The sequence below is a fragment of the Gemmatimonadaceae bacterium genome, assembly GCA_016720905.1.
Taxonomy (GTDB): Bacteria; Gemmatimonadota; Gemmatimonadetes; order Gemmatimonadales; family Gemmatimonadaceae; genus Gemmatimonas.
Genome location: JADKJT010000003.1, coordinates 66,261 through 88,564, shown reverse-complemented (window position 1 = coordinate 88,564; position 22,304 = coordinate 66,261). Strand labels below are relative to the sequence as shown.

At 64.3% G+C, this 22,304-nt stretch carries 16 protein-coding genes and 2 tRNA genes; 6 read left to right on the top strand and 12 right to left on the bottom strand.

Annotation, left to right across the window (positions count from 1 at the left end):
- Nucleotides 1-79 precede the first annotated feature (79 nt).
- Nucleotides 80-3,253 (top strand): hypothetical protein, encoded by a 3,174-nt coding sequence (locus tag IPP90_04795; protein ID MBL0170038.1) that lies wholly within the window; start codon nucleotides 80-82, stop codon nucleotides 3,251-3,253.
- A gap of 79 nt (nucleotides 3,254-3,332) precedes the next feature.
- Here IPP90_04795 and IPP90_04790 read toward each other — a convergent pair whose 3' ends face one another.
- Both IPP90_04790 and IPP90_04785 read right to left on the bottom strand, forming a co-directional pair.
- On the bottom strand, nucleotides 3,333-4,529 hold the full coding sequence (locus IPP90_04790; protein MBL0170037.1) for a glycoside hydrolase family 27 protein: 1,197 nt from the start codon (nucleotides 4,527-4,529) through the stop codon (nucleotides 3,333-3,335).
- 41 nt (nucleotides 4,530-4,570) lie between these two features.
- Complete coding sequence (locus IPP90_04785) at nucleotides 4,571-5,791, bottom strand: cytochrome C (protein MBL0170036.1); 1,221 nt, start codon at nucleotides 5,789-5,791, stop codon at nucleotides 4,571-4,573.
- A 106-nt stretch (nucleotides 5,792-5,897) separates the two neighbouring features.
- Here IPP90_04785 and IPP90_04780 point away from each other — a divergent pair, with 106 nt between their 5' ends.
- On the top strand, nucleotides 5,898-7,139 hold the full coding sequence (locus tag IPP90_04780; protein ID MBL0170035.1) for a multidrug effflux MFS transporter: 1,242 nt from the start codon (nucleotides 5,898-5,900) through the stop codon (nucleotides 7,137-7,139).
- A gap of 23 nt (nucleotides 7,140-7,162) precedes the next feature.
- On the opposite strand, the gene IPP90_04775 is transcribed toward IPP90_04780, so the two are convergent.
- From IPP90_04775 to IPP90_04755, 5 genes are all read right to left on the bottom strand, one after another.
- Entirely contained in the window at nucleotides 7,163-10,396 is a 3,234-nt protein-coding gene (locus IPP90_04775) for a hypothetical protein (protein ID MBL0170034.1), read from the bottom strand.
- 169 nt (nucleotides 10,397-10,565) lie between these two features.
- Nucleotides 10,566-10,638 (bottom strand) — tRNA-Gln (locus tag IPP90_04770).
- A complete protein-coding gene (locus IPP90_04765; GenBank protein MBL0170033.1) occupies nucleotides 10,629-11,063 on the bottom strand; it encodes a Uma2 family endonuclease in 435 nt (144 codons plus the stop codon). The genes IPP90_04770 and IPP90_04765 overlap by 10 nt, the downstream gene beginning before the upstream one ends.
- Nucleotides 11,038-11,313: a Uma2 family endonuclease gene (locus IPP90_04760; GenBank protein MBL0170032.1), complete on the bottom strand. Its 276-nt coding sequence runs from the start codon at nucleotides 11,311-11,313 to the stop codon at nucleotides 11,038-11,040. The genes IPP90_04765 and IPP90_04760 overlap by 26 nt, the downstream gene beginning before the upstream one ends.
- A 47-nt stretch (nucleotides 11,314-11,360) precedes the next feature.
- Entirely contained in the window at nucleotides 11,361-13,076 is a 1,716-nt protein-coding gene (locus tag IPP90_04755; protein ID MBL0170031.1) for a glutamine--tRNA ligase/YqeY domain fusion protein, read from the bottom strand.
- A gap of 54 nt (nucleotides 13,077-13,130) precedes the next feature.
- Between IPP90_04755 and IPP90_04750 the strand changes: the two genes are divergently transcribed.
- Complete coding sequence (locus IPP90_04750) at nucleotides 13,131-14,426, top strand: hypothetical protein (GenBank protein MBL0170030.1); 1,296 nt, start codon at nucleotides 13,131-13,133, stop codon at nucleotides 14,424-14,426.
- A 419-nt stretch (nucleotides 14,427-14,845) separates the two neighbouring features.
- Here the strand turns inward: IPP90_04750 and IPP90_04745 are convergent.
- Nucleotides 14,846-14,918 (bottom strand) — tRNA-Ala (locus tag IPP90_04745).
- Nucleotides 14,919-15,099: 181 nt separating this feature from the next.
- On the opposite strand from IPP90_04745, the gene IPP90_04740 reads away from it, so the two are divergent.
- Together IPP90_04740 and IPP90_04735 are read left to right on the top strand one after the other, a co-directional pair.
- On the top strand, nucleotides 15,100-16,566 hold the full coding sequence (locus tag IPP90_04740) for a deoxyribodipyrimidine photo-lyase (protein MBL0170029.1): 1,467 nt from the start codon (nucleotides 15,100-15,102) through the stop codon (nucleotides 16,564-16,566).
- Nucleotides 16,563-17,552, top strand: a complete 990-nt coding sequence (locus IPP90_04735; GenBank protein ID MBL0170028.1) for a pyridoxal-phosphate dependent enzyme — start codon at nucleotides 16,563-16,565, stop codon at nucleotides 17,550-17,552. The genes IPP90_04740 and IPP90_04735 overlap by 4 nt, the downstream gene beginning before the upstream one ends.
- Before the next feature lie 110 nt (nucleotides 17,553-17,662).
- Here the strand turns inward: IPP90_04735 and IPP90_04730 are convergent, their stop codons facing one another.
- Nucleotides 17,663-18,046 (bottom strand): stress-induced bacterial acidophilic repeat motif family protein, encoded by a 384-nt coding sequence (locus IPP90_04730; GenBank protein ID MBL0170027.1) that lies wholly within the window; start codon nucleotides 18,044-18,046, stop codon nucleotides 17,663-17,665.
- A gap of 215 nt (nucleotides 18,047-18,261) precedes the next feature.
- On the opposite strand from IPP90_04730, the gene rnz reads away from it, so the two are divergent.
- Complete coding sequence (gene rnz, locus IPP90_04725) at nucleotides 18,262-19,245, top strand: ribonuclease Z (GenBank protein MBL0170026.1); 984 nt, start codon at nucleotides 18,262-18,264, stop codon at nucleotides 19,243-19,245.
- Between the two features lie 20 nt (nucleotides 19,246-19,265).
- Here the strand turns inward: rnz and IPP90_04720 are convergent, their stop codons facing one another.
- From IPP90_04720 to IPP90_04710, 3 genes are read right to left on the bottom strand one after another with little or no spacing between them, the layout of a single operon-like run.
- Nucleotides 19,266-20,492 (bottom strand): MFS transporter, encoded by a 1,227-nt coding sequence (locus IPP90_04720; GenBank protein ID MBL0170025.1) that lies wholly within the window; start codon nucleotides 20,490-20,492, stop codon nucleotides 19,266-19,268.
- A gap of 55 nt (nucleotides 20,493-20,547) precedes the next feature.
- Complete coding sequence (locus IPP90_04715; protein MBL0170024.1) at nucleotides 20,548-21,060, bottom strand: acyl-CoA thioesterase; 513 nt, start codon at nucleotides 21,058-21,060, stop codon at nucleotides 20,548-20,550.
- Nucleotides 21,053-22,276: a hypothetical protein gene (locus tag IPP90_04710; protein MBL0170023.1), complete on the bottom strand. Its 1,224-nt coding sequence runs from the start codon at nucleotides 22,274-22,276 to the stop codon at nucleotides 21,053-21,055. Before IPP90_04710 ends, IPP90_04715 begins: the two co-directional genes overlap by 8 nt.
- Nucleotides 22,277-22,304 lie beyond the last annotated feature (28 nt).

Here is a 22,304-nt window from a genome sequence, read left to right as displayed (position 1 = left end):
GCGTATCGATGCTGACGGCCCGCCCTATGTTCAAGTCGACGGTGAGCGCGTCACGGTTGTCCACTATGAAGGAGGCAGGATGTCGCGTATGAGAGGCTCGGTGCGTTGGAGCGTGGTCGCCGCGTTGGTTTCCGCCGTCGCGGGAACAACCCCGGCCCTGTCCGCGCAGACCGCGCAGAAGCAGGACGAGGAGTACACGAAGCTCATCAAACAGCACCTTACCGATCCGCGAATTTCCACGGATCTGGTCGACCACCTCCCGTTCTCGGACAAGGTCCCCACCACGCTCAAGTTCCCGGGCATCAACCGCATCGTCGGGACGCCGGGTTATCTGACGCACGCCGTCGACATCCATCGCTACCTCAAGGCCGTGGCCGACGCGGCGCCCACGCGCGCGAAGTACTGGACCATCGGCAAGACCGAAGAAGGCCGGGACATGGTGGTGCTCGTGGTCGCCGACGAGGAGACCATCAAGAACCTCGATCAGTACAAGGGTTACCTCAACGAACTGGCCGATCCGCGCAAGACGCCGGAAGCGCGCGCGAAGCAGCTGTTCGGGCTGGCCAAGCCCGTGTACTACCTCACCAGCGGCATGCACTCCACCGAAACCGGTGGACCGGAAATGCTGATGGAGCTGGCGTACCGGCTGGTGGTGGAAGAAACGCCGTTGGTGCAGAGCATCCGCAAGAATGTGCTCACGATGATCACGCCCGTCATTGAAGTGGATGGCCGCGAGAAGATTGTGGACGGCGCCTGCTATCGTCAGAAGACCGGGCTCGCGCTGCCCACGCCGTACTGGGGCAAGTATGTCGCGCACGACAACAACCGCGACGGCATGGGGCAGTATCTCAAGCTCACGCAGAACGTGCGCAAGCTGGCCAACGATTGGCATCCCACCATCCTGCACGATCTGCACGAAGCGCAGACGCTGCTGTACGTGTCCACGGGCACGGGCCCGTACAACGAACAACTCGACCCCATCACCATCAACGAGTGGTGGTACATGGCCGAGAACGACGTGATGGAGATGACCAAGCAGGGCGTGCCCGGTGTGTGGACCTACGGGTTCTACGACGGCTGGGTCCCGAACTACATGTTCTTCCTCGTGCACTCGCACAACGCGATCGGTCGTTTCTACGAAGTGCAGAGCTATGGATCGGGGTGCAATGGCGTGTCGGCCGGTGGTCGTGGTGGCGCGGCCGGCCCGTTGGCGGCAGCGGCACCGACGGCTGGCGCAGCGGCAGCGGCGGCACCGCCAGCAGGGGGTCCGCCGGCAGGACGTGGCGGTGGTGGCGGACGCGGTGGACGCGGTGGCGCCGCGGGCGGCGCAGCCAATGGCGACACATCACTCACCATGATTCTCGGCGGCACCAACTACAACCAGAGCCGCGAGTGGTTCCGCCCCAATCCAACTCCCAATGACATCCGGTGGGGATCGCGGGCCAACACCAACATCCAGCAGTCCGCCGTGTTGTATGCGCTGTGGAACACGGGTAAGGAGCGCGAGCGCTTCCTGGAGAATTACTGGATCAAGAACAAGAACGCGATCAAGAAAGGCGTGCTGGGACCGGTGAAGGGGTGGGTCATTCCGGCCGGACAGCACTCCAAGGCCAATGCGGCCGAAGCGGTGAACGAACTGCTCGACCAGGGCCTCGAGTTCAACGTCGCCAACAGCGACATGAAACTCGGTTCCATTGACGTGAAGAAGGGCGACTGGATCGTGCGCGGCGATCAGCCGTTCCGCACCATCGCCGACATGTATTTCTCCATCCAGAATTATCCGACGACGAACCCGTCGCCGTACGACGATACGGGTTGGACGTACCAGATGATGCGCAACATCGTCTTGCACGAGATCAAGGATCCGGCGCTGTTGACCGCTTCGATGACGCCGGTTGCCAATCACGTGGTCGCGGCCGGTGGCATCAGCGGCACCGGCGCCACGGTGATTGTGGAACACTCCGGCGACAACAACTTGGTGGCGCTGCGCTACCGGTTGGCCACCACCAAGATGACGGCTGCTGAAGCCTCATTCGAGGCGGCGGGCCATCAGTTTGGCGCAGGCTCGTTCATCATTGCCAAGGCCAACAAGGCGCAATTGGAGCCGGTGCTCAAGGAGTTGGGACTTTCCGCGTGGGCGGTTGATGTGGCACCCACGGTAAAGTCGCACGATCTCGACATTCCACGTATCGGCTATATCCACAGCTGGTCCAACACGCAGGACGAAGGGTGGGTGCGCGCGGCGCTGGACTACTACAAAATCCCGTACAACTACTTCGGCGAAAACTCCGTGCGGAAGATGGGATCGTTGCGCGCGAAGTTCGACGTGATTCTGTGGCCGCATGGTGGTGCCGTTGGTCAGCCAGCGCCCACCTCAGGCGCACCCATTCCGTATCAGCGCACGGCCGAGTATCCGTCGCTGGGGTTCCCCGACTCCACGGCCGACACGCGGGGCGGTTTGGGTGAAGACGGACTCAAGATGATTTACGAGTTCGTGCAGCAGGGCGGCACGTTGGTCACCGAGGGCGGCACGTCAGCCATCTTCCCCACGTACAACCTGACGCCTGGTCTCAAGCCCACCACGGCGCCGGGCCTCGTCAACCGCGGCACGATTCTGCGCGGCGTCATCACCGACATGTCGAGCCCCATCGCCTACGGCTTCAACGTGAATCAGTTGCCCGTGTACTTCAGTGGCGGCACGTTGCTGGAGGCAGGCGTGCCCATGACACCAAACGCCTCGCCCATCAGCAAGACCGATGTGCTGCGTCCGGGAAGTTCGGCGGCACTGGCCGGCACCGCCATTGGCGGTGGTGGTGGTCCCGGCGGATTTGGCGGACCGGCGGGCGTGTATCAGAACACGCAGCCGATGGCCACGTGGGTCGAACATTCCGTGTGGGATCCCATGCAGCAGTGGTCAACGAACACCGCCACGGTGCCGGCGTTCGACGGTGGGTTTGGCGGTCGTGGCGGCGGCGGCGCTGTGGCAGCGCCGGCTTCACGCACGCTGGAAGACATGCGCCCCCGCGTGGTGATGTCATGGCCCGCGAGTTCGCGCGACATGCTGTTGTCCGGCGTCTTGCAGGGCGGTGAGAACCTCTCCAACCGTCCCAACGTCATCGACTCGCCCATCGGCAAGGGACATGTGGTGATGTTCACCATTCGCCCCTTCTGGCGCTGGCAGACACAGGGCACGTTCATCATGGGGTTCAACACCATCATGAACTGGAACGACCTGAGCGCGACGGGCAAGTAGCACGCACCGGTGGTGCGCGGGACATGGTGGAAACACAACGGGGGCCTCAGCCGGAGGCCCCCTGTTGTTTACGCGCCAATTATTGGATGGGCCAGACGCGCAGCATCACCACACCATGTGACGGCACCGCCGCCACATAGCGATTCTCCACCAGGGCGGAATCGGTGTGCGCCCACAGGTCGCGCACGCGGGCCTTTCGGGTCTTGAGGCCAACGCGCTCCCAATCCACGGTGATGGTGGACGACACCGACGCGCGATTGAAGAACAGCACCGCGCGCGATCCGTCGGCCAGCGGCTTCACCCACACCTGCAACTCGCTGGGCGACGCCTGCACAATCTTGCCCTGCACGCCCAGTGAATCCTGATCGATGGCGATGACATCCTTGTTGAGCAAGATCTCGCGCACGCCGGCCGCCGCGCGCGTGGAGTCCGACATGGTGCGCACATCGTTGCCGGCAATCAACGGCGCCGCCATCATGGCCCACAAACTGAAGTGCGCGCGGTATTCCGTTTGCGTCATGCCGCCGTTGCCCACTTCCAGCATGTCCGGATCGTTCCAGCCGCCCGGACGGGCCACATGCCAGTACTGCGAGGACAAGTCCACCAGCGAAATCACGCTGCTCCAGCGATCGGAAATATCGAACGTGGTGCGCCACAGATTGCCCACGGCGGGGGCCCACTCCCACGGTTCATTGCTGCCCCACTCGCAGATACTGAACACGATCTTGCGCCCCGACGCGGCCAGCGCGTCGCGGAACTTCGTGTACTGCGTGCGCGCGTCCAGTCCTTCGGAGTTGCACCAGTCAATCTTCACGTAGTCAACACCCCACGACGCATATGTCTTGGCGTCGATGGCTTCGTAGCCGTAACTACCGGGGCGCCCTTCACATGTCTTGCGCCCGGCGTCGGTGTAGATGCCAAAGCCCAGCCCTTTGCTGTGCACGTAGTCGGCCAACGCCTTGATGCCCGCCGGGAATCGCACCGAGTCGGCGACAATCACGCCGTTGGCACCGCGCGCCACCTGCCAACAGTCATCGATGGTGACGTAGCGATAGCCGGCGTCGCGCATGCCGTTGGCGCTCATGGCGTCGGCCACTTCGCGGATGAGCTTGTCGCTCACGTTGCAGCCGAACTTGTTCCAGCTGTTCCAGCCCATGGGCGGCGTGCGGGCGAGGCCGTTGTCCAGGCGGGGGGCGGCGTGGCGCGCGGACAGTGCCACGCCTACCAGGGCGCACAGGCCGAGTCCGTGCCGGAGTCGCCGGCTGGTGAGATGCATGGATGGTCTGTTGATCACAAGGAGTGGAGTTGTCACGGAGTTCACTGCCCTCGCCACGGCGAGACATTTTTCCACCCCCGGAGCGCGTCGCGCGCCCACTCCGTGCTTTTGCCCACGTGACACGTAGTACAGGCGTTGGGAATCTTGAACTGATCGGTGAGCGTTGGCGTGATGAACGCAAACGTATGGCTGCGCACGTTCACGTCGGCAATGGTTTGGGCGAGTTTCGGCATGTGGCAGTTCACGCACTCACTGCCCGCGCTGGCTGACACATGATGCGTGTGTGATTCAAGCGTGGCCGTATGAGGGCCATTGGGCGACGCGGAACCGTGGCAGCTCAGGCACAGCTGACCCACCGGCTTGATCAGGTCCGCGGCGTTTTCGGTGCCGTGTGCATCATGGCACTCGAAACAGGTGACGCCTCGCCGGTACATCACGCTCTGCACGAAATCATTGCCTTGCATCCGGTTCTTGTGGGCCGTGCCATCGGGAAAGTGGGTGAAGGTCATCTCACCCAGCTTGTGCTCCTCAAGCGTCCAGAAATCGCGCAGATAGAGACCCTGCTGGAAACCCACTGGCCAATCGTAGTACTGGCCGTTGATGGGATTGCTCACCGGCTGTCCCTGCGAGTGGCACTGGATACAGGTGTCGTTGGCGCGCACGAAGTCCAATCGCGCCGGGTTCACGATGTTCTCGCGGGACGGCTTTGCCGCGTGCGTGCTGCCTGCGCCGTGGCATTTCTCGCACCCCACGTTCCATTCCGTCACCGTCTTCGTGGAGACGTTGTAGTTCACCGAGTGACAGCCGTCGCACAGCGGTCCGGTGGGGCGTTTCATGTTGTCGGCCGGGTAGAACTTCACCCACCAGTCCGTATTCGGTTGCACAAAATAGGGACGCCACAACTTGTTCGTTACGTCCCACTGCGCGGGAAGCGGATAGTACTCGGTGCCGACTTTGGTGAAGTAGCGTTGCTTCCATTTGCTGCCGTACACAAGCGCCACATCGTCCAGCGTAAAGGTGCGAAGCGCGTTCGCCTTGGAGAAATCCGGAATCACCGCCTCGGGATGCTGGCGGGGATCTGACACCACATTGGCCATGCGCGTTTTGGACCACCGCGCGTACACCGCCGTGTGGCACTCGCCGCAGAGTGCGGAACCCACGTAGGTGGGTGCGGCTGGCGCGGCGGTGCTTTGGGCAGGCAAGGCCCGAGCGGACACGACAGCGGCGGTCGCGACGAGAAGCCCGAGGAGATTGTGATGCATACGGCCAGATTGCACCCGAGGTACCGGGAATGCAATGACGCCGAACGGCAATTGCGAATCGGCAATTCGTTGCGCCAATGGGCGTGTCCCTTGATAGCTTTGGCCGATGTCCACGTTGCCGCGCCGCCGACTGCCGGCCCGCTCACCGCTGCTCACGCTGCTGCTGGCCGGGCTGGCCACGCTGTCGGCGTTTGCCACCGACATGAGCCTCCCGGTTCTTGGCGATACGGCGGCGTCGTTCGGGGTCACCGTCGGGCAGGCGGCGCTGACGCTCAGCACGTTCATGATCGGGTTCGCCAGCGCACCGCTGATATCGGGTCCGGTGTCGGATCACTTCGGCCGGCGGCCCATGCTTCTGGTGGGGACCGCGGTGTATGCGGTGTGCGGTGCGTTCGCCGCTGGCTCGGGATCGCTGGGCGCGCTGCTGGTGTGGCGCCTGTTGATGGGAGCGGGTGCCGGTACCGGTTTCGTGATTGTCGTGGCCATGGTGCGCGACCTCTTTTCGGGAGCGGTAGCGCGCGTGCGGCAATCGTACATCAACATGGCGGCGGGCGTGGCACCGGTAATCGCGCCAACCGTGGGCGTGGTGGTGGCGGCAGCTGGCGGATGGCGAGCGATTTACGGCACGCTGTCTGGCGGCGCCGCCGTGTTAACGATGATCGCCTGGTTCGCCCTCGACGAATCACTGTCGCCGTCGCAGAAAGATGCGTCGTCATACCGCGCGCACTTTGATCGCGTGCGGGCAAGCTATGCCAGAGTGCTCCGCGAGCGACTGACCGTAGGATGCATTCTGATGGCAGCGCTCAACTTCGGCGCCCTGTTCGCCTACATCACCGGCTCGTCGCTGGTCCTGATTGGTGTACTGGGCATCGACAAGCGCACGTACGGCCTGCTCTTCGCCTGCACATCATTGGGGCTCATGGTGGGCGCGCTGACCAATGCGCGCCTGAGTCGACGTGGCGTGCCGCATCACCGCTTGATCACCGGGGGGATGACCGCCATCACTGGAAGCGCCGTGGCGATGTTGGCCCTTTCCATGGGCGGTGTGCTGAGTATTCTCGCGGTCGTGCCTCTCGCGGTGGTGGGCTTCATCGGCCACGGCATGGTGCGTCCCAACGTGGTGCAGGGCGCACTCGAACCGGTCCCGGAAGTAGCGGGCGTGGCGAGCGCCATCATGAGCGCTGTGCAGATGGTGACCGGCGCCGGCGTGAGCGCGCTGGTGTCGACGTACTTCGATGGCACGTCGGCGCGCTCCATGACGGTGGCGCAGGTGGTGTGTGCGGCCGTGTCGGTGCTCGTGTTCAGTGTGGTGGTACTGCCGGCCGAGCGGCGGTTGGTGCCGCGCTAGTGGGCAGTGCCAGCAGGCAGCGCTCAGAGCCCGCCGACTTTCACCGGCGTGGTTCGCTGAGTGGTCGTCCCGTCGCCCAGCTGCCCCGAGGCATTGCCACCCCAACAGTACACCAGCCCCGCGGCGGTCCGCCCGCATGAATGCGACATCCCGCCAGAGATTGCGGTAAACGTCAGTCCGCCGGGAATTGCCGTTGGCACCAGGCGATTGGCCAGCGTTCCGTCGCCCAGCTGACCATTCGCGTTCTTTCCCCAGCACCACACGGAGCCCGCCGCATTGCGGCCGCAGGTGTGCTCGAGTCCGGCGGTCAGTTCGACCAGCGGCGACACGGTATTCGGCACCGGCCGTGCCGTAAGTCGATTGATGGTGGTACCGTCGCCCAGTTGACCCGCACTGTTCGCTCCCCAGCAATATGCGCCGCCGGTAACACCGGCGCAGACATGCAAGCCGCCGGCCGCAAGCGAAATGAACGGCACCACAGGAAATGTTGTTGGCACGAGGCGCGCGGTGGTTGAGTTGTCACCCAACTGCCCGCTGCTGTTGGCGCCCCAGCAATACACTGCACCCGAGGCGATGCGTCCGCACGCCGATTCATTGGCCGTGGCCACTTCGACAAACAGCTGGCCGCCCGCCACGGGTGTGGGTGTGAGTCGCCGTGTCGTCGTGCCGTCACCCAACTGTCCATACGCGTTGTCGCCCCAGCAATAGGCGGCGTTGGCGGCGGTCCGCCCGCAGGTGAACGTGACACTTGCGGCGAGCTCCACGAACGCGAACCCTCCGAAAATCGGCGTCGGTGTAGTTCGGCTGGTTGACGAGCCGTCGCCAAGCTGACCGGTGAGATTGAAACCCCAACAGTAGACCGCGTTCGCAGCCGTCCGTCCACAGGTGTGGCCCGCGCCAGCCGCGATCTCCGCGAACAACAGCCCGCCGGAAACTGCGGTGGGCAGTAATCGATCTGTCGTGGTACCGTCACCAAGTTGACCCGAGCCGTTTTCTCCCCAGCAATACGTCGCGCCAGTGACCGTTCGCGCACAGGTGTGCTCGTAGCCCGCGACCACATCAACAAACGATGGCCTGGCGACGGTGAATGTCACCGCGACGGAAACAGGTGAATTGGTGACGCCGGCCGCCGACGAGGCAATCGGCACGGTGGCGGTATAGCTGCCAACCGCGAGCGCGCCGGTCGCGGCACTGAGTGTGAGTGTCGCCGGCGCCGTTGACGTGTTGAGTGTGGCCGTCAGCCATCCGGTGCCGCCCTGATAGCTGATGTTGCCGACCGTGAGCCCGTTGAGCGTACCGGTTCCGCTGTTCGTGATCTGTGCCGCCTGCGTGGCTGGTGCGGTTCCGCCCATCGTCCCGCTGAAAGCGAAGCTACTCGCACTCAAGGCAATGGTTGGCATCGGCAAGGGAGGCGCGGTCACGGTAAACGTCACCGTGAGCGCGTTCGGCGAGTTGGTGACGCCAGCGGCCGAGGACGCAATCGGCACCGTCGCGGTGTAGCTCCCGACAGCGAGTGCCCCACTGGCGACGCTCACGGTGAGAGTCGCCGGTGCCGTGGTCGTGTTGAGCGTGGCCGTGAGCCATCCGGTGCCGCTTTGGTAACTGATCGTACCCACGCTCAGTGCATTGAGTGTACCGGTTCCACCGTTCGTGATTGGCACCAATTGCGCCGCAGGCGACGCGGCACCAGACACAGCGGCAAACGACAGACTATTCGCGCCCAGCGCGATGACGGGCGCCGCAGGAGGGGGACTTCCGCCACCTCCCACCAACGTCGGTGTCAGACGATTGGTCGTGGTCCCGTCTCCCAGATTCCCCTGGGCGTTATTGCCCCAGCAATACACAGTTTTCGCGGGAGTCCAACCACACGTGAATACACCGCTGGCAGTCAGACCGGTAAACACGGACACCCCCACCACCGGCACCGGCACGAAGCTTTTCGTCAGATTGCCAGTTCCGAGTTCACCGAACGCGTTGATCCCCCAGCAGTACGCTGAACCCGCCGGCGTCAGCGCACAGGTGTGTCGCCAGCCGGCGGCCAACAGCCCAAACTCAAATGTGCCAATCAGCGGAGTGAGCGTAGTGTCCGCAGGGCTGAAGTCCGTGCCGATCCCACGTTGTCCCCACGAATTGTCGCCCCAGCAGTACACGCGATTCGCAATGGTATGCGCGCAGTCGTGATCCCACCCCGCGGCAAACCCGGTGAATTTCTCGGGACTCCGCACAAGGCTTGGCGCATTGCCATCGATGCCGGAGGGCTGCTGGACGCTGTTGGGATCGCGTCCGCCCCAGCAATACACCGCGTTGCCGGCGGTCCGTCCGCACACATGGCGTTCGCCCGCGACGAGTTCGACGAAAACTGTCGTTCCGGTTACCCGCGTCGGGATCTTGCGACTGGTGTATGTGCCATCGCCCAGTTGTCCATAGGTGTTGTCCCCCCAACAGAGCGCGGCACTGGTGATGGTCAAGCCACAGGTGAACGAGGCCCCCGCCACCAATTCGGAAAACTGAATCCCACCGGTAACCAATGTGGGCGTCTGGTGGTACGTGAGTGTTCCGTCGCCCAGTTCACCGTAGGCGTTCGTGCCCCAGCAGTAGGCCGCGTATGAGAAGCTGATGCCACACGTGTGGTAGAATCCGGCCGATAACGAGGAGAACTGCAGGTTCCCGGCCACGAGTATCGGAGTGAGCCGCCGCAGTTGAGTGCCATCGCCGAGTTGCCCTTGCTGATTCTGCCCCCAGCAGGCTGCCAGGTTTGCCGTGGTGATGGCGCAAGCGTGTGAGTTTCCGGCGGTAGCCGAAATGAAAAGCGATCCGGCCGGACGAACCTCGCTGACCGTGAGCACCACGGTCACCGACTGCGTTGCGGCAACCGACGTCAACACGGGCACCGTCGCTGAATACGACCCGGGCGGCATGGATGCGGAGCGAGCCGTCAGGGTCAGTGTGGCCGGAGCCGTTGCGGTACTGAGGCTCGCAGTCAGCCACGAGGCGGGCTGGCCCTGCTGATAGTTGATCGTTCCGACCGACAGCCCGGACAGTGTTCCGGTGCCGCGATTGGTCACCAGCACCGTGCCGATAGCGTCAGCGGTACCGCCGGCGGTTGCGCTGAGCGGGACGCTGCTCAGGTCCAGGCTGAGCGTCGGATTGTTGCCACCGTTGTCGGCCGGTACAACGGGGTGGGAGTGCTTGTCGCACGAGAGAATGGCCACGGCGAGCAGGAGGCAGGCGACCGGCGTATGGAAACGGTGTTGCATTAAATGGTCTTCTGGGGAAGCACATCCGTGCCGACGTGGGTTCTTTTGGCAACGTACGGCGTGAGGAGCGAGTTCGCTCGTCCTCTGGGCGGCGCCACTTTTGTCACGCAGGATGCACAAAGCCCCGGCGCGAGGCCGAGGCTTTGTGTTGAACGCATGCTGACGGAAGTTGCCCCTCCAGGTTTCGAACCTGGAACCTTCTGATTCAGAGTCAGACGCTCTGCCAGTTGAGCTAAGGGGCATCACCCCGTCGGTCCGGCACCTGCCGACGGTGAACGGTCAAATATAGGCGGACCCCGGCCCGATGGTAGTGCAAAGCAAGCCCCGGGCCGCTCCCCACGCCCTTTACACGGGCTTCCCTGACGATCTCCGCAAACAGTGCCACCAAATCGATGGCAAGCGGGGCCACGGCCCCTGCGGGCTGCCACGTAATCGCGATGAGGCAGATCTCCGGACGTTCCGCGTCCGGGGTCCAGCGCTCCACCACTCGCGCATCGAGATCGACCATCCAGTATTCGACGCCCGTTCGCTGATAACGCGGTCGCTTTACGATCCGATCCTGACGGGCCGTGGACGGCGACAGCACTTCCACGGCAAGCAACGGCGGCGGCCGCTGGCGAGGATTGTCCCTGAGTGCGAGATCACCTGCCGGCGGCAGGACACACATCAGGCTGCACCATGGTGTCGTCCGCCATCACCACATCGAGCGGCGCCGGCAGTGCCTCGCCGATCATGAATTGGCTCACGTAACGCTGCAACAACTCCAGCAAGACGCGCACCGCGCGCTGGTGCACCAACGAAGGCGCCGGACTCACCAGCAGCACCCCGTCAACCACCTCGTAGCGTTCGCCGCACTCCGGCAACGCCCAGACGTCCTCAATGGTCCAGTGGTGCTGCAGTGCGATCGGCATACCCATAGTCTGCTCGGCCTCGGCGTGAATTCGCAAGAACTCGCCCGAGCGCGTCACCCCTTCTTGAGCTCCTTCGCCCAGCTGTCCCGCAACGCCACAATCCGGTTAAACACCAATCGCTCTTTCGTTGACGTCTCCATCTCGCTCATGAAGTAGCCCGTCCGCTCAAACTGATATCGGCTGCCAAGCGGATCGCTCGCCACACTCGGCTCGATCTTCGCGTTGCTCACCACCACCAGTGAATGCGGATTGAGCGCTGACATGAAATCCTGCCCCTCCGGCACGTCGTCGGGATCGGGCTGCGAAAACAGGCGATCGTACAGCCGCACTTCACAGTCCAGCGCGCGCGCCGCCGACACCCAGTGAATGGTGCCCTGCACCTTTCGCCCATCGGGCGCCTGGCCGCTGCGCGTGGCGGGATCGTAGGTGCAGTGCAACTCGGTCACCTCGCCCGCCTCGTTCTTCACCACCGACTGGCAGGTGATGAGATAGCCAAAACGCAAACGCACTTCGCGACCCGGTGACAGGCGATAGAACTTCTTGGGCGGATCTTCCATGAAGTCGTCACGGTCCACCCACAGCTCGCGCGAGAACGGCACCATCCGCGTGCCACTCTTGGCAAAGTCGGGTGGATAGCTGGCCGCCTCCATCTCCTCCACCTGCCCCTCGGGATAGTTGGTCAGCACCACCTTGAGCGGATTGAGCACGCACAACACGCGCGGTACTTCCACGTTGAGATCGTCGCGCACCGCATGCTCGAACGTCGCGATTTCCACGCGCGCATCGTTGCGCGCCACGCCAATCACCTCGGCAAACGCGCGAATGGCCTCGGCGCGCACGCCGCGCCGACGGAGGCCGGCAATGGTGGGCATGCGCGGATCGTCCCAGCCACTCACATGCCCTTCGTTCACCAGACGCAACAGCTTGCGCTTGCTGAGCAGCGTGTAGTCCAGCTCCAGTCGGGCAAACTCCATCTGCCGCGGCGGATGCTCAAACCCGGCCTCGCTCACCAGCCAGTCGTAGATGTCGCGGTTGTCCTTGAACTCCAGCGTGCACAACGATCGGGTGATGCCCTCAATGGCGTCACTCAATCCATGCGCGAAATCGTACAACGGGTAGATGCACCAGTCGTTGCCGCGCCGATAGTGATGCGCGTGTCGAATGCGCAGCAGCAGCGGATCACGCATGATCATGTTCTGGTGCGCCATGTCGATCTTCGCCCGCAACACATGCGCGCCGTCGGGGAATTCCCCCGCCCGCATTCTCCGCAGCAGGTCGAGGTTTTCCTCCACCCCACGCGTGCGATAGGGACTGGGCGTCCCCGGCGTCGTCACCGTGCCGCGCCCCTCGCGAATCTGTTCCTCGGTCTGCGAGTCCACATACGCCTTGCCTTTGCTCACCAGCGACTCGGCCACGTCGTACAATTGCTCGAAGTAGTCGCTGGCGTAGTACTCGTGGTCCCACTGGAAACCCAGCCACTGCACATCACGCTTGATGGACTCCACGTACTTCACGTCTTCCGTGAACGGATTCGTGTCGTCAAAGCGCAGGTTGCAGGTGCCGCCAAATTCCTTCGCGATCCCGAAGTTCAGGCAGATGGACTTGGCGTGTCCCATGTGCAGGAACCCATTCGGTTCCGGTGGGAATCGGGTGGCCGGCGCGCGGCCAAACCGACCGGTGGCCACATCTTCGGCGACAAGTTCGCGAATGAAGTCACGTCGCGGCGCGTGGGCCGCGTCGGAGGAATCAGGAGGAAGCGTATTGGCCACGGCAGGGTATGGAGAGAGGTGCCGCGAAAGCTAACCTCCAGTCATTCTTCTTCCATGTCCCGCGTGCCCCTTCCGTTGCGCCATACGCTGTTCGTTGGCCTGCTCCTGAGCGGAACGGGCTGTCGTGCCGCCACGCTGGCGTACGGCCCGGACGTGGCGTCGGCGCGCGTGAACGCCGAGGCCTTTGCCGACGCGCTGGAACAGCGATTTACGCGGGTCGTTCGCCTGCCGAAGTTCCTGTACGCCCGCATGCGCATGGGGCGGTTTGCGCTTTCGCCGTCCAAGCTGGTCAACGATACGGCGCTGTGGACCAGCGAACGTTCCACTCGCGTGGGCGCTGAACGCGATCTGGAGGTGGCCGGCACGGTCATTGGCGGCCGCTATACGTTTTCGCCCAGGGCACAGGTGGCCTCACCCGTCCGCACGGGCGACTCCCGGCACTTCATCGGGCTTGTTCAACTCCCCGCCGACAACGATTGGCAGTGGACGACCAAGGTTGAGAACGCGGTCGGTGGGATGCCGCCGGCGCGGGCGACGGATATCATGCGGGCGCTGTTCCTGTCCGCCGAACGACCGGCCACGGATATTCGCGCCGACTATCGCAGCGCGTTGCCCCGCACCACCACGGCACTGGGTCGGCTGTTGTTGCTTGACTCCCTGAGCACCGACGCACAGCCGGACGGCTCGACGCGGGTGTCGATGCACATCCACATATCTGGCGATTCGCTTCAGGGGGAATTTCCAGAGATGTCCAAGTACGTGCGCAAATATCTGGCGCCCGCGCGCTTTCACTTTCGACTGAGCGACAAGGTCGGGGCGGATTGGTTTGATGTGCAGAGCAGGAAATCGCGTCTGGTCATGCGGTTTCGCACGCGAGGGGGCGAACTGCAGCCGCTGGAAGGACCACCGCGCCGCATGCCGGACACCCTGGTGCTGCATGCCGACGCCTCGGCCAAAATTTCGTTCTTCACGGTGGGCGCGTCGAACGTGGTGGGGGAGTTTGTGCATGTGAGTACGAGCACGCAACGCGAGTGGGCGATGCGCTTCACCAAGGAGCCGGACTGGGACCTGCCGCTGCTCACCGAGCAGCTGTTGAACACGCCGCTCAAGCGTCCGTTTGAAGGCGGCGGCGCGCAATTCCGCATCGGCTTCATTCGCGGAGCCGACGGGCAGACACTGTTGGCCCGAACGATGGTGCTGGCGGTTCGCGAAAGCGCCATCATGCGCTTTCTGGGCAATCTGGGATTCACGGCCATGAGCGACTATGCGGGCCGGGTGGAAGACGAGGAGAATCGCTTCCTGGCCGAGTTGTTCGCCGCGATGCGCGCCGACGTCCGATCCCTGAAATAGGTCGGGTGTGTGAGCTGCCTCGACCGTATCGGGGAGGGGTGAGCTATGAGAGTCCTTAGGGGCGAGCAACCGAAGGTAGTGAGCGCTTGAGGGGTGAGCCGGCGAGGGCAGAACTCAGTCCTGCCCTCACCGGCTCACCCCTCTAACGCTCGACGCTTCGGTTGCTCGCCCCTCAAGACTCTCACCGCTCCTCACCTCACCGCTCGACGTCTTCTTGGTCGACCGCAGGCGCCCGGAAACAGAAAACCCCCGCCGGGCTATGCCCTCGGGGGTCTTCGAACAGGTGCCACGCGCGCTGTCATTGGAACTCTCCGTCCTACCGAACAGCGGCGGGCTCAATCCTTCTACAACATACTACGATTTAGGTTCCCCGGGGTCACAAACTCGTGTCGACCGTCACACAACCCGGTAAATATCTATGGAGCTGAGGGGGCTCGAACCCCTGACCTCTGCAATGCGAATGCAGCGCTCTCCCAGCTGAGCTACAGCCCCCGTGCCGGTCGGCTGGTCAGCCGACTCTGACGAAAAAACCCCGCACCGGTGGCGCGGGGCCCTTCGGAACACTCCGTTAAGCTAGCCGCGATCACCCTTCTGTCAAGGTGAACCGGACCATCTGACCGATTCATGATACCGGGCGGAACGCCGCGGGTCTCCCACACGTTCAACCGGCGCCATGAATTCGCCAACCGTTCGCGCCGCGCCGCCGCGCCCCCATCGTCTGGACAGCGACTTCGTGCGCGATCAGCTGGTGGCCCGCACCGTCGATATCAACGGCAAGCGCTATCAGCCGGACGGCGCCTACGTGCTGTACTGGATGCAGTCCACCCATCGGTTGGATGAGAACTGGGCGCTGCGCGCGGCCATCCGCACGGCCGATCGCGTCAACCTGCCGCTGGTGATCCATCAGGGACTCGATCCCACGTATCCGTACGCCGCCGACCGGCATCACACGTTCATCCTGCAGGGCGCGCGTGACACCGCGCACCAGGCGGACGCGCTGGGATTGCACTATCAGTTCGTGCTGCGCCGCGGCCGCGATGATGACCGTCGCGTCGTTGATCGACTGGCGAGTCGGGCCTACGTGGTGTTCACCGATCTCTTTCCCACGGCCGGCGTGCGTGAGCGCACCGCGCGGTTTGGCGAGCGGGTCACCTGCCGTGTGCTCGCGGTGGACAGTGTCTGCACGGTGCCCAGTGGTGCCTTTCTCAAAGCCGAGTACGCGGCCCGGACCATCCGCCCCAAGCTGGCCAAGCTGATCGATCACGCCATCGAGCCGGTGGAAGATCAACCGCCGCGCGTGGAAGCGGGTGAGGCACTCAAGGCGTCGTTGCGCGCGCTGATCGGGGTGGAGCCGCTGGCGGTTGGCGCAATGACGGACGCCGATATTGCCCGCGAAGTCGCGACGTGCGACATCGATCACACGGTGGGTGCCGTGACGATGCGCGGGGGCAGCGTGGCGGCGGCCGATCGATGCGAGTTGTTCTGCACGCGCGTGTTACCCGAGTATGCGCAGCGACGCAACGAAGCGTCCGACGGTGATGGCACCAGCGGTCTCTCACCATACCTGCACTACGGTCAGATCGCCTCGGCGCGGGTGGTACGCGAGGCACGCGCCAGTCTTGCGCCGTCTGACTCGCTGGAGGCATTCGTGCAGCAAGTGACCACGTGGCGGGAGCTGTCGTTCAACTGGTGTCTGCGAACGCCCGCCTTCGACGCGCTCGGTTCGTTGCCCGACTGGGTGCAGCGCACGATGGCCGAACACGCCAACGACCCGCGACCAATCCTGTATGATCTGGCGACGCTGGAGCGCGCGGAAACCGGCGACGCCCTCTGGAACGCATCGCAACGACAACTGGTGAACACCGGACTCATTCACAATTACCCGCGCATGTTGTGGGGCAAGACCATGCTGCTCTGGACACGCGACTATGAGCAGGCCCGCACGTGCATGTATCACCTGAATGACAAGTACGCACTCGATGGCCGGGACGCGAACAGCGTGGGCGGCATCATGTGGTGTCTGGGGCTCTGGGACCGGCCCTGGGGCAACAAGCCGGTGTGGGGCGGCATTCGCCCCATGGTGACCGCACGGGCGACGAGGAAGTTCGACGTGGCGCGATACATTTCGCAGCACCCATGACCACACCATTCCTGAACCCTCGCATCCTCCCGTCGGTGGATGCCGTGCGCGCCGCCGCCGATCATGTGCGTGTGGTGATGCCACCCAGTCGACTGGCGCGCGATGAAGCGCTGTCGACAGCCGTCGGTGCCGATGTGTACCTCAAGTACGAACTCGAGAATCCCACGGGGTCGTTCAAGGTGCGCGGGGCGTACAACGTGCTCGCCTCGATGTCGCCAGCCGAACGCGCGAAGGGCGTGGTAGCCTCCAGCGCCGGCAATCACGGTCTGGGTGTGGCGTATGCCGCCCACGCGTTCGGTGTTCCCGCCGTGCTCTACGTGCCGAGCGACGCGCCACAGGTCAAGAAGGACGGCATTCGCGCGCTTGGCGCGACGGTGAACGACGAAGCGCCAGACTATGACGCTGCGATGGTGGTGGCCAAGGCGCACGCCATCCGGCACGACATTCCCTATATCAATCCGTGTCTCGGTGTGGAATTGCTGGCCGGGCAAGGCACGGTGGCGCTGGAAGTCCTTGATCAACTGCCGAGCGTGCGCACCGTGGTGATTTGCACCGGCGGCGGCGGACTGTTGGGGGGAATGGGCGCGGTGTTGCGACGCCTTGCACCCTCGGTACGCATTGTTGGCGTACAGAGCGTGGAAACGGCCGCGATGACCCGCAGCGTAGCGGCCGGGCGCGTGGTGTTGTGTCCGCACACGCCAACATTGGCCGACGGACTGGCCGGTCAGGTCGATGACGACGCGCTGCACATCGGCCAGAGCTGCGCCGACGACATGGTGCTGGTCAGTGAGGAGGCGCTGGGTGAGACGATTGCCTGGCTCTCGCGAACACAGGGACTCATTGTCGAAGGCGCGGGTGCCGTGACCGTCGCCGCGCTGCGACACGGGCTCATTGCGGCCATCGAAGGGCCAGTGGTCGCCCTGGTGAGCGGGCGCAACATAGACCGCGCGCGACACGAAGCGTTGCTGTCGCGCTACCAGGGGTAGCGACGGACAACCTCGTCGGTATTGAGCCAATCGGATAAAAGCAGAACGGCCACCCGCGAGGGTGACCGTTTCGCTGCTGGCAGATCCAGCGTCATGTCGCCGCGACGAGCTCAGCGTCCCGGCGCGTTCCCTTCCGTCATCCCTTCCGACCGCAACGTCTCGGTCCGCGCGCGCTCGTTGGGACGAATCTCCGTACGGCGACCGTCCATTCCGTCCCGGGAAATCGACATCGGTACTTCCCGCTCCGGACTGCGCTGCCGCGCCTGACGGGCGGCCGCACTGCGTGACTCACCACCTTCGCGCCCAATCGCGGCCATATGATCGCGATCCTGTGAGACGGTGACTCCACCCTTCCGGCCAGCTTCCCGAGCTTCATTCGCCGACCACTCATGAGCGGTGCCCTTTTCGTGCGCCGCCCTCCCACCCCTGCTGGCAATCTCGCGCTGTCGCGCGGGATCCATCGACGCGAACCCGCGCCGGCTTTTTCCGGACATACGCCCCCCGGCTGTCTGGCCGTTCATTAAATCGTGTGCTTCGGCGGTTCGAACCAGCGGTACACTGTTTCGTACCCGGCACGGCACACACTTACGAACAGTCCGTTCTGCAAGCATCGGACCGTCCGCACCAGACTCGCCGAGATCGGTCTGGACAACCGGTGTTGTAGCAAGCATCGGGCCGCCAGTTCGTCCCATCCATCTATATTCCGCCGATGCCTCTGCTCGTCCGTTTTCTCGGCACCGCCGCCTCTCGCCCAACTGTTGAGCGCGGCGTCAGCGCGCTCGCTCTCATTCGGGAAGGCGAGACAATTCTCATCGATTGCGGCGAAGGAACACAGCGCCAGATGATGCGCTACGGCATTTCCTTCGCCTTCCAGGACCTGTTCTTCACCCACACCCACGCCGATCACATTCTTGGCCTTACCGGGTTGATTCGGACGCTCCAACTGCAAGGCCGTATCGAGCCGCTGCGGCTGTGGGGGCCTCCGGGCTCATCCAGAACGTTGCGGGCATGCATCAGCTTGGGTGGTGAACGCACCACGTTTCCGGTCACGATTACCGAGTTGGAAGCGGGCTCATCAGTGAAGCGAGATGAGTATCGAATCGACGCGTTTCCGGTCGATCATCGCCAGACGTCGAGCCTCGGAATCGCGCTGGTGGAGGAGGATCGCCTCGGTCGTTTCAACCCGGATCTGGCCCGCGCCATGGGGATTCCTGAGGGGCCGCTCTGGGGGCGCATTCACAAGGGTGAGCCCATCGTGCTGGAAGACGGTCGCGTGGTGCAACCCGCGGAGTTGGTGGGTGTCCCGCGACGTGGTCGCAAGATCGTGGTTACCGGCGACACCCGTCCGTGCGCCGGGACCGTGCTCGCGGCGCAGGATGCGGATGTGCTCATTCACGAAGCGACTTTCGCCGATGAAGAGGCCGCGCGGGCACTGGAGACTGGTCACAGTACCGCGCGCGAGGCGGCCGAGGTGGCGCGAATGGCCGGTGCCCGCCGACTGGTGCTGACCCACATTTCCGCGCGCTATTCGGCCGATGCGAAGGAGCTGGAGCGCGAAGCGAAAAGCGTGTTTCCGAAGTCGTCGGTGGCGCGCGACGGCACGGAGGTTGAACTGAAATTGACGGAGGAAGAGGTGGTGGTGGCGGGAGACGGGAGACGGGAGACGGGAGACGGGAGACGGCCCGCAGATTAGGGGTCTTCCGTTTCCCGTCTTCAGTCTCCCGTCTTTATGCGCCGCAGGGCGCGAAGCGCCGGCACTCGCCACGCTACCGTGACCACCACGCCCAATGTGGCGAAGCCGCCCACTACTACGCTGGCTACTGCACCCCACCAGCGCGCCGTCAGTCCCGATTCGAATGCGCCAATTTCGTTGGACGAGCCGATGAAGATCTGATTCACGGCGGCCACGCGTCCGAGCAACGCCTCCGGTGTCCGCGCCTGCAGCATGAGGCTGCGAATGACCACGCTCACCATGTCGAAGGCGCCGCCAAACGAAAGGATGGCCACCGATAGCGGAAGACTGGTGCTGAGACCGAACCCGATCATGCACACACCGAAAGCGGCAACGGCCAGCAGCAGGTTGCGACCGGTGCGTGCAAACGGCGGCCAACGGGTGAGTGCCACACTGGCCATGACCGCACCCGCTGCGGGCGCGGCGCGCAGGATACCAAGCGCGCCGGGCCCCGCGTGGAGGATTTCCGCCGCGAACACGGGCAGCAGCGCAGTGGCCCCGCCAAACAGCACCGAGAAGAGATCGAGTGTGAGCGCGCTCAGCAGGATCGGTTCCCGGAACACGAATCGGAGTCCGCCCGTGATGGACGTGAGAATCGGTTCATCGCTCACTTCGCGGATTGGCGAGCGATGACGCACCGACACCAGCACCCCGACGCCGACCGACATCAGCACCGCATCAACGGCGTAGCCCAGCGACGTGCCACCGAGCGCGTACAGCGCGCCGCCCAGTGCCGGCCCCAGCACCGCCGCCAACTGCCAGCTTCCGCTGCGCCACGTGATGGAGTTGCTGAAGAGATGTCGCGGCACCAATTCCGCACTGAGCGCCTGTCGCGCCGGTTGGAGAAACGCGCGGGCCAGTCCGCTGATGACAATGACGCCATAGATCGCGTTGACGCGAAGCGGCACCGAGAGCACCTGTCCAAGCGGCGTCGCGTGCGCGAGCGCCCACAGCGCCACCGAACACGCCACCAGCACGATCATCGCCATGATGGCGATGCGTCGGCGATCGTGCGAATCGGCGACGTGTCCCGCCACCAGCGACAGACTGATGGCTGGCAGCGCCTCGGCGAGACCCACCAGGCCCAGGGCCAGTGGATCGCGCGTGAGATCGTAGATCTGCCATCCCACCACGGTGCCCTGAATCTGGATACCGAGCGTGAGCGTGAAGAGCGCCACGATGTAGTTGCGGAAGTTCGGGATACGCATGGCCGCGTATCCGTCATTCTCCCGCAACGGTGTGGCGTCGCTCACGCGTGCCGGCTCAGGGGCGACGGTCAAGTCCTTCGGAGATACGGGCCTCGGACTGACGCTCCTCGAGTCGCCGCTGCCGACGTGCCTGCGCGCCGAGATAGCGGCGGCGCTGGTCGTCGGTCTCGGGACGCACCGCGGGAATCGGCACGGGACGGCCGTTGCGGTCAATCGCCACGAACGTGAGGTAACACGTGTTGGTGTGGCGACGAATGCCCGTGATGAGGTCTTCGGACTCGACGCGCACACCGATTTCCATGGACGTGTTGCCGACGAAGTTCACCGATGCGCGGCAGGTCACCAGTTCGCCCACGTGAATCGGTTCGCGGAAGTCGACGCGATCGATGGAGGCGGTGACGCAGTTGGTGCGCGCATGCCGGAAGGCCGCAACGGCCGCGGACTTGTCTACCATCGACATGATCGCACCGCCGAACGCGTGGCCAAGAATGTTCGCATCCTGCGGCATGATGAGTTCGCTGGATTCGTTCTGTGATTCCGCAACGGTGCGAGACGGACGTTCAGTCATTGGTGCGTAGCCGGAGAGAGCGCCGCGAATTCGCCGATGGCGCGACGCGACGGGTAGCAGTGCGAAACACCCGACGATGCCTGGCGTCCGACGATCGCGGCGCGAACCAGTGGCGTCCGGCAGCCGTCGACACGCCATCGAGCGTCGACGACGCATCGAACGCGCGCGCCAGGGCATCGTGCATCGCGGCGGAGACAGCCGGCGCGTCCAGCGGAATGAGCTGATAGGCCGGCGCAGGCACGGTCGCGATGGGCCACTCGGCGTTCGCACGGGCCGGCAACGGCACCAGCGACAGCGCCAGGGACTCGCCCTCGTCGGTGGGCCTGGCCACCACCTCGTACCCGCGTCGCGTCCATCGCACACGACTGGAATCGGGCGCCCATGTGGGCAGCGTCGGCTGCACCGTGCGCCACCACGCGGGCGCCTGTGCCGCGATCGGCGGCAGGTTGAGCGCGAGCGCCTCGCCATCGCTGCCATTGCCAGGGATCAAGAACGCGACGGCCGGTTCGCGCGCGATATCCGTCAGACCAAAGCTGGAGGAATCGAACTTGAAGCTCTCCAGCGATTCGCGCGCCAACGCCGCCCGATCGTCACCGGCGCGGCGGATCGAGTCGGTGAGTTGCGCGAACGACTGACGGGCCGCCGCGATCAATCGCTGTGCTTCGGCGTCGCCAAACAGCGCGCCAAGTGTGGCACGCTGACCAGTGCGCACATCGACCACGAAGCGCTTGCCCACATGCCGGTGCGGCTCGCGATCGGCCAGGTCGATGTCCAGCAGATGATTGAGCGTGACCCACGGCCCGTGCACATCCAGAATCTCGATTTCCTCCGAGACCACGGTGCGCGGGTCGGTCGGCACGTCATCGCTCTCGGGATCAATTGCTGACTCCTTGGGATGGCGGCGTTTCCAGGCTTCGGCTTCGCGCATCACGCTGCCATCGTCGAACAGCGACAGCGAATCCCGGCGCGTGACCTCACGCGCAAACACGCGGGCCACCGCAAAGGCGGCGTCCTCGTAGTCAACGCCGTCTTCGGCGATGAAGACCTCGAAGAAGCGGTCGTCCACCTGGGTGAGCAGAATGGGCGCGCTGCGCACGCGCAGACCAGCCGCGCTACTGTGCACCCAATACGTGGAGTCGCCTGACGCAAAGAGGAACTCCGCGGTGGGCGGCTCGCGCGACGTGTCTGCGGAACGCCCACAAGCGGCTGCGCTCACCAGCATCAATACGACGGCCCATCGGCGC

Excerpts from the sequence above, each read along its gene's own strand:
- IPP90_04795 (MBL0170038.1), top strand. The coding sequence starts at position 80 with ATGTCGCGTATGAGAGGCTCGGTGCGTTGGAGCGTGGTCGCCGCGTTG.
- IPP90_04790 (MBL0170037.1), bottom strand. The coding sequence starts at position 4,529 with ATGCATCTCACCAGCCGGCGACTCCGGCACGGACTCGGCCTGTGCGCC.
- IPP90_04785 (MBL0170036.1), bottom strand. The coding sequence starts at position 5,791 with ATGCATCACAATCTCCTCGGGCTTCTCGTCGCGACCGCCGCTGTCGTG.
- IPP90_04780 (MBL0170035.1), top strand. The coding sequence starts at position 5,898 with ATGTCCACGTTGCCGCGCCGCCGACTGCCGGCCCGCTCACCGCTGCTC.
- IPP90_04775 (MBL0170034.1), bottom strand. The coding sequence starts at position 10,396 with ATGCAACACCGTTTCCATACGCCGGTCGCCTGCCTCCTGCTCGCCGTG.
- IPP90_04765 (MBL0170033.1), bottom strand. The coding sequence starts at position 11,063 with ATGTGTGTCCTGCCGCCGGCAGGTGATCTCGCACTCAGGGACAATCCT.
- IPP90_04760 (MBL0170032.1), bottom strand. The coding sequence starts at position 11,313 with ATGGGTATGCCGATCGCACTGCAGCACCACTGGACCATTGAGGACGTC.
- IPP90_04750 (MBL0170030.1), top strand. The coding sequence starts at position 13,131 with ATGTCCCGCGTGCCCCTTCCGTTGCGCCATACGCTGTTCGTTGGCCTG.
- IPP90_04740 (MBL0170029.1), top strand. The coding sequence starts at position 15,100 with ATGAATTCGCCAACCGTTCGCGCCGCGCCGCCGCGCCCCCATCGTCTG.
- IPP90_04735 (MBL0170028.1), top strand. The coding sequence starts at position 16,563 with ATGACCACACCATTCCTGAACCCTCGCATCCTCCCGTCGGTGGATGCC.
- IPP90_04730 (MBL0170027.1), bottom strand. The coding sequence starts at position 18,046 with ATGTCCGGAAAAAGCCGGCGCGGGTTCGCGTCGATGGATCCCGCGCGA.
- rnz (MBL0170026.1), top strand. The coding sequence starts at position 18,262 with ATGCCTCTGCTCGTCCGTTTTCTCGGCACCGCCGCCTCTCGCCCAACT.
- IPP90_04720 (MBL0170025.1), bottom strand. The coding sequence starts at position 20,492 with ATGCGTATCCCGAACTTCCGCAACTACATCGTGGCGCTCTTCACGCTC.
- IPP90_04715 (MBL0170024.1), bottom strand. The coding sequence starts at position 21,060 with ATGACTGAACGTCCGTCTCGCACCGTTGCGGAATCACAGAACGAATCC.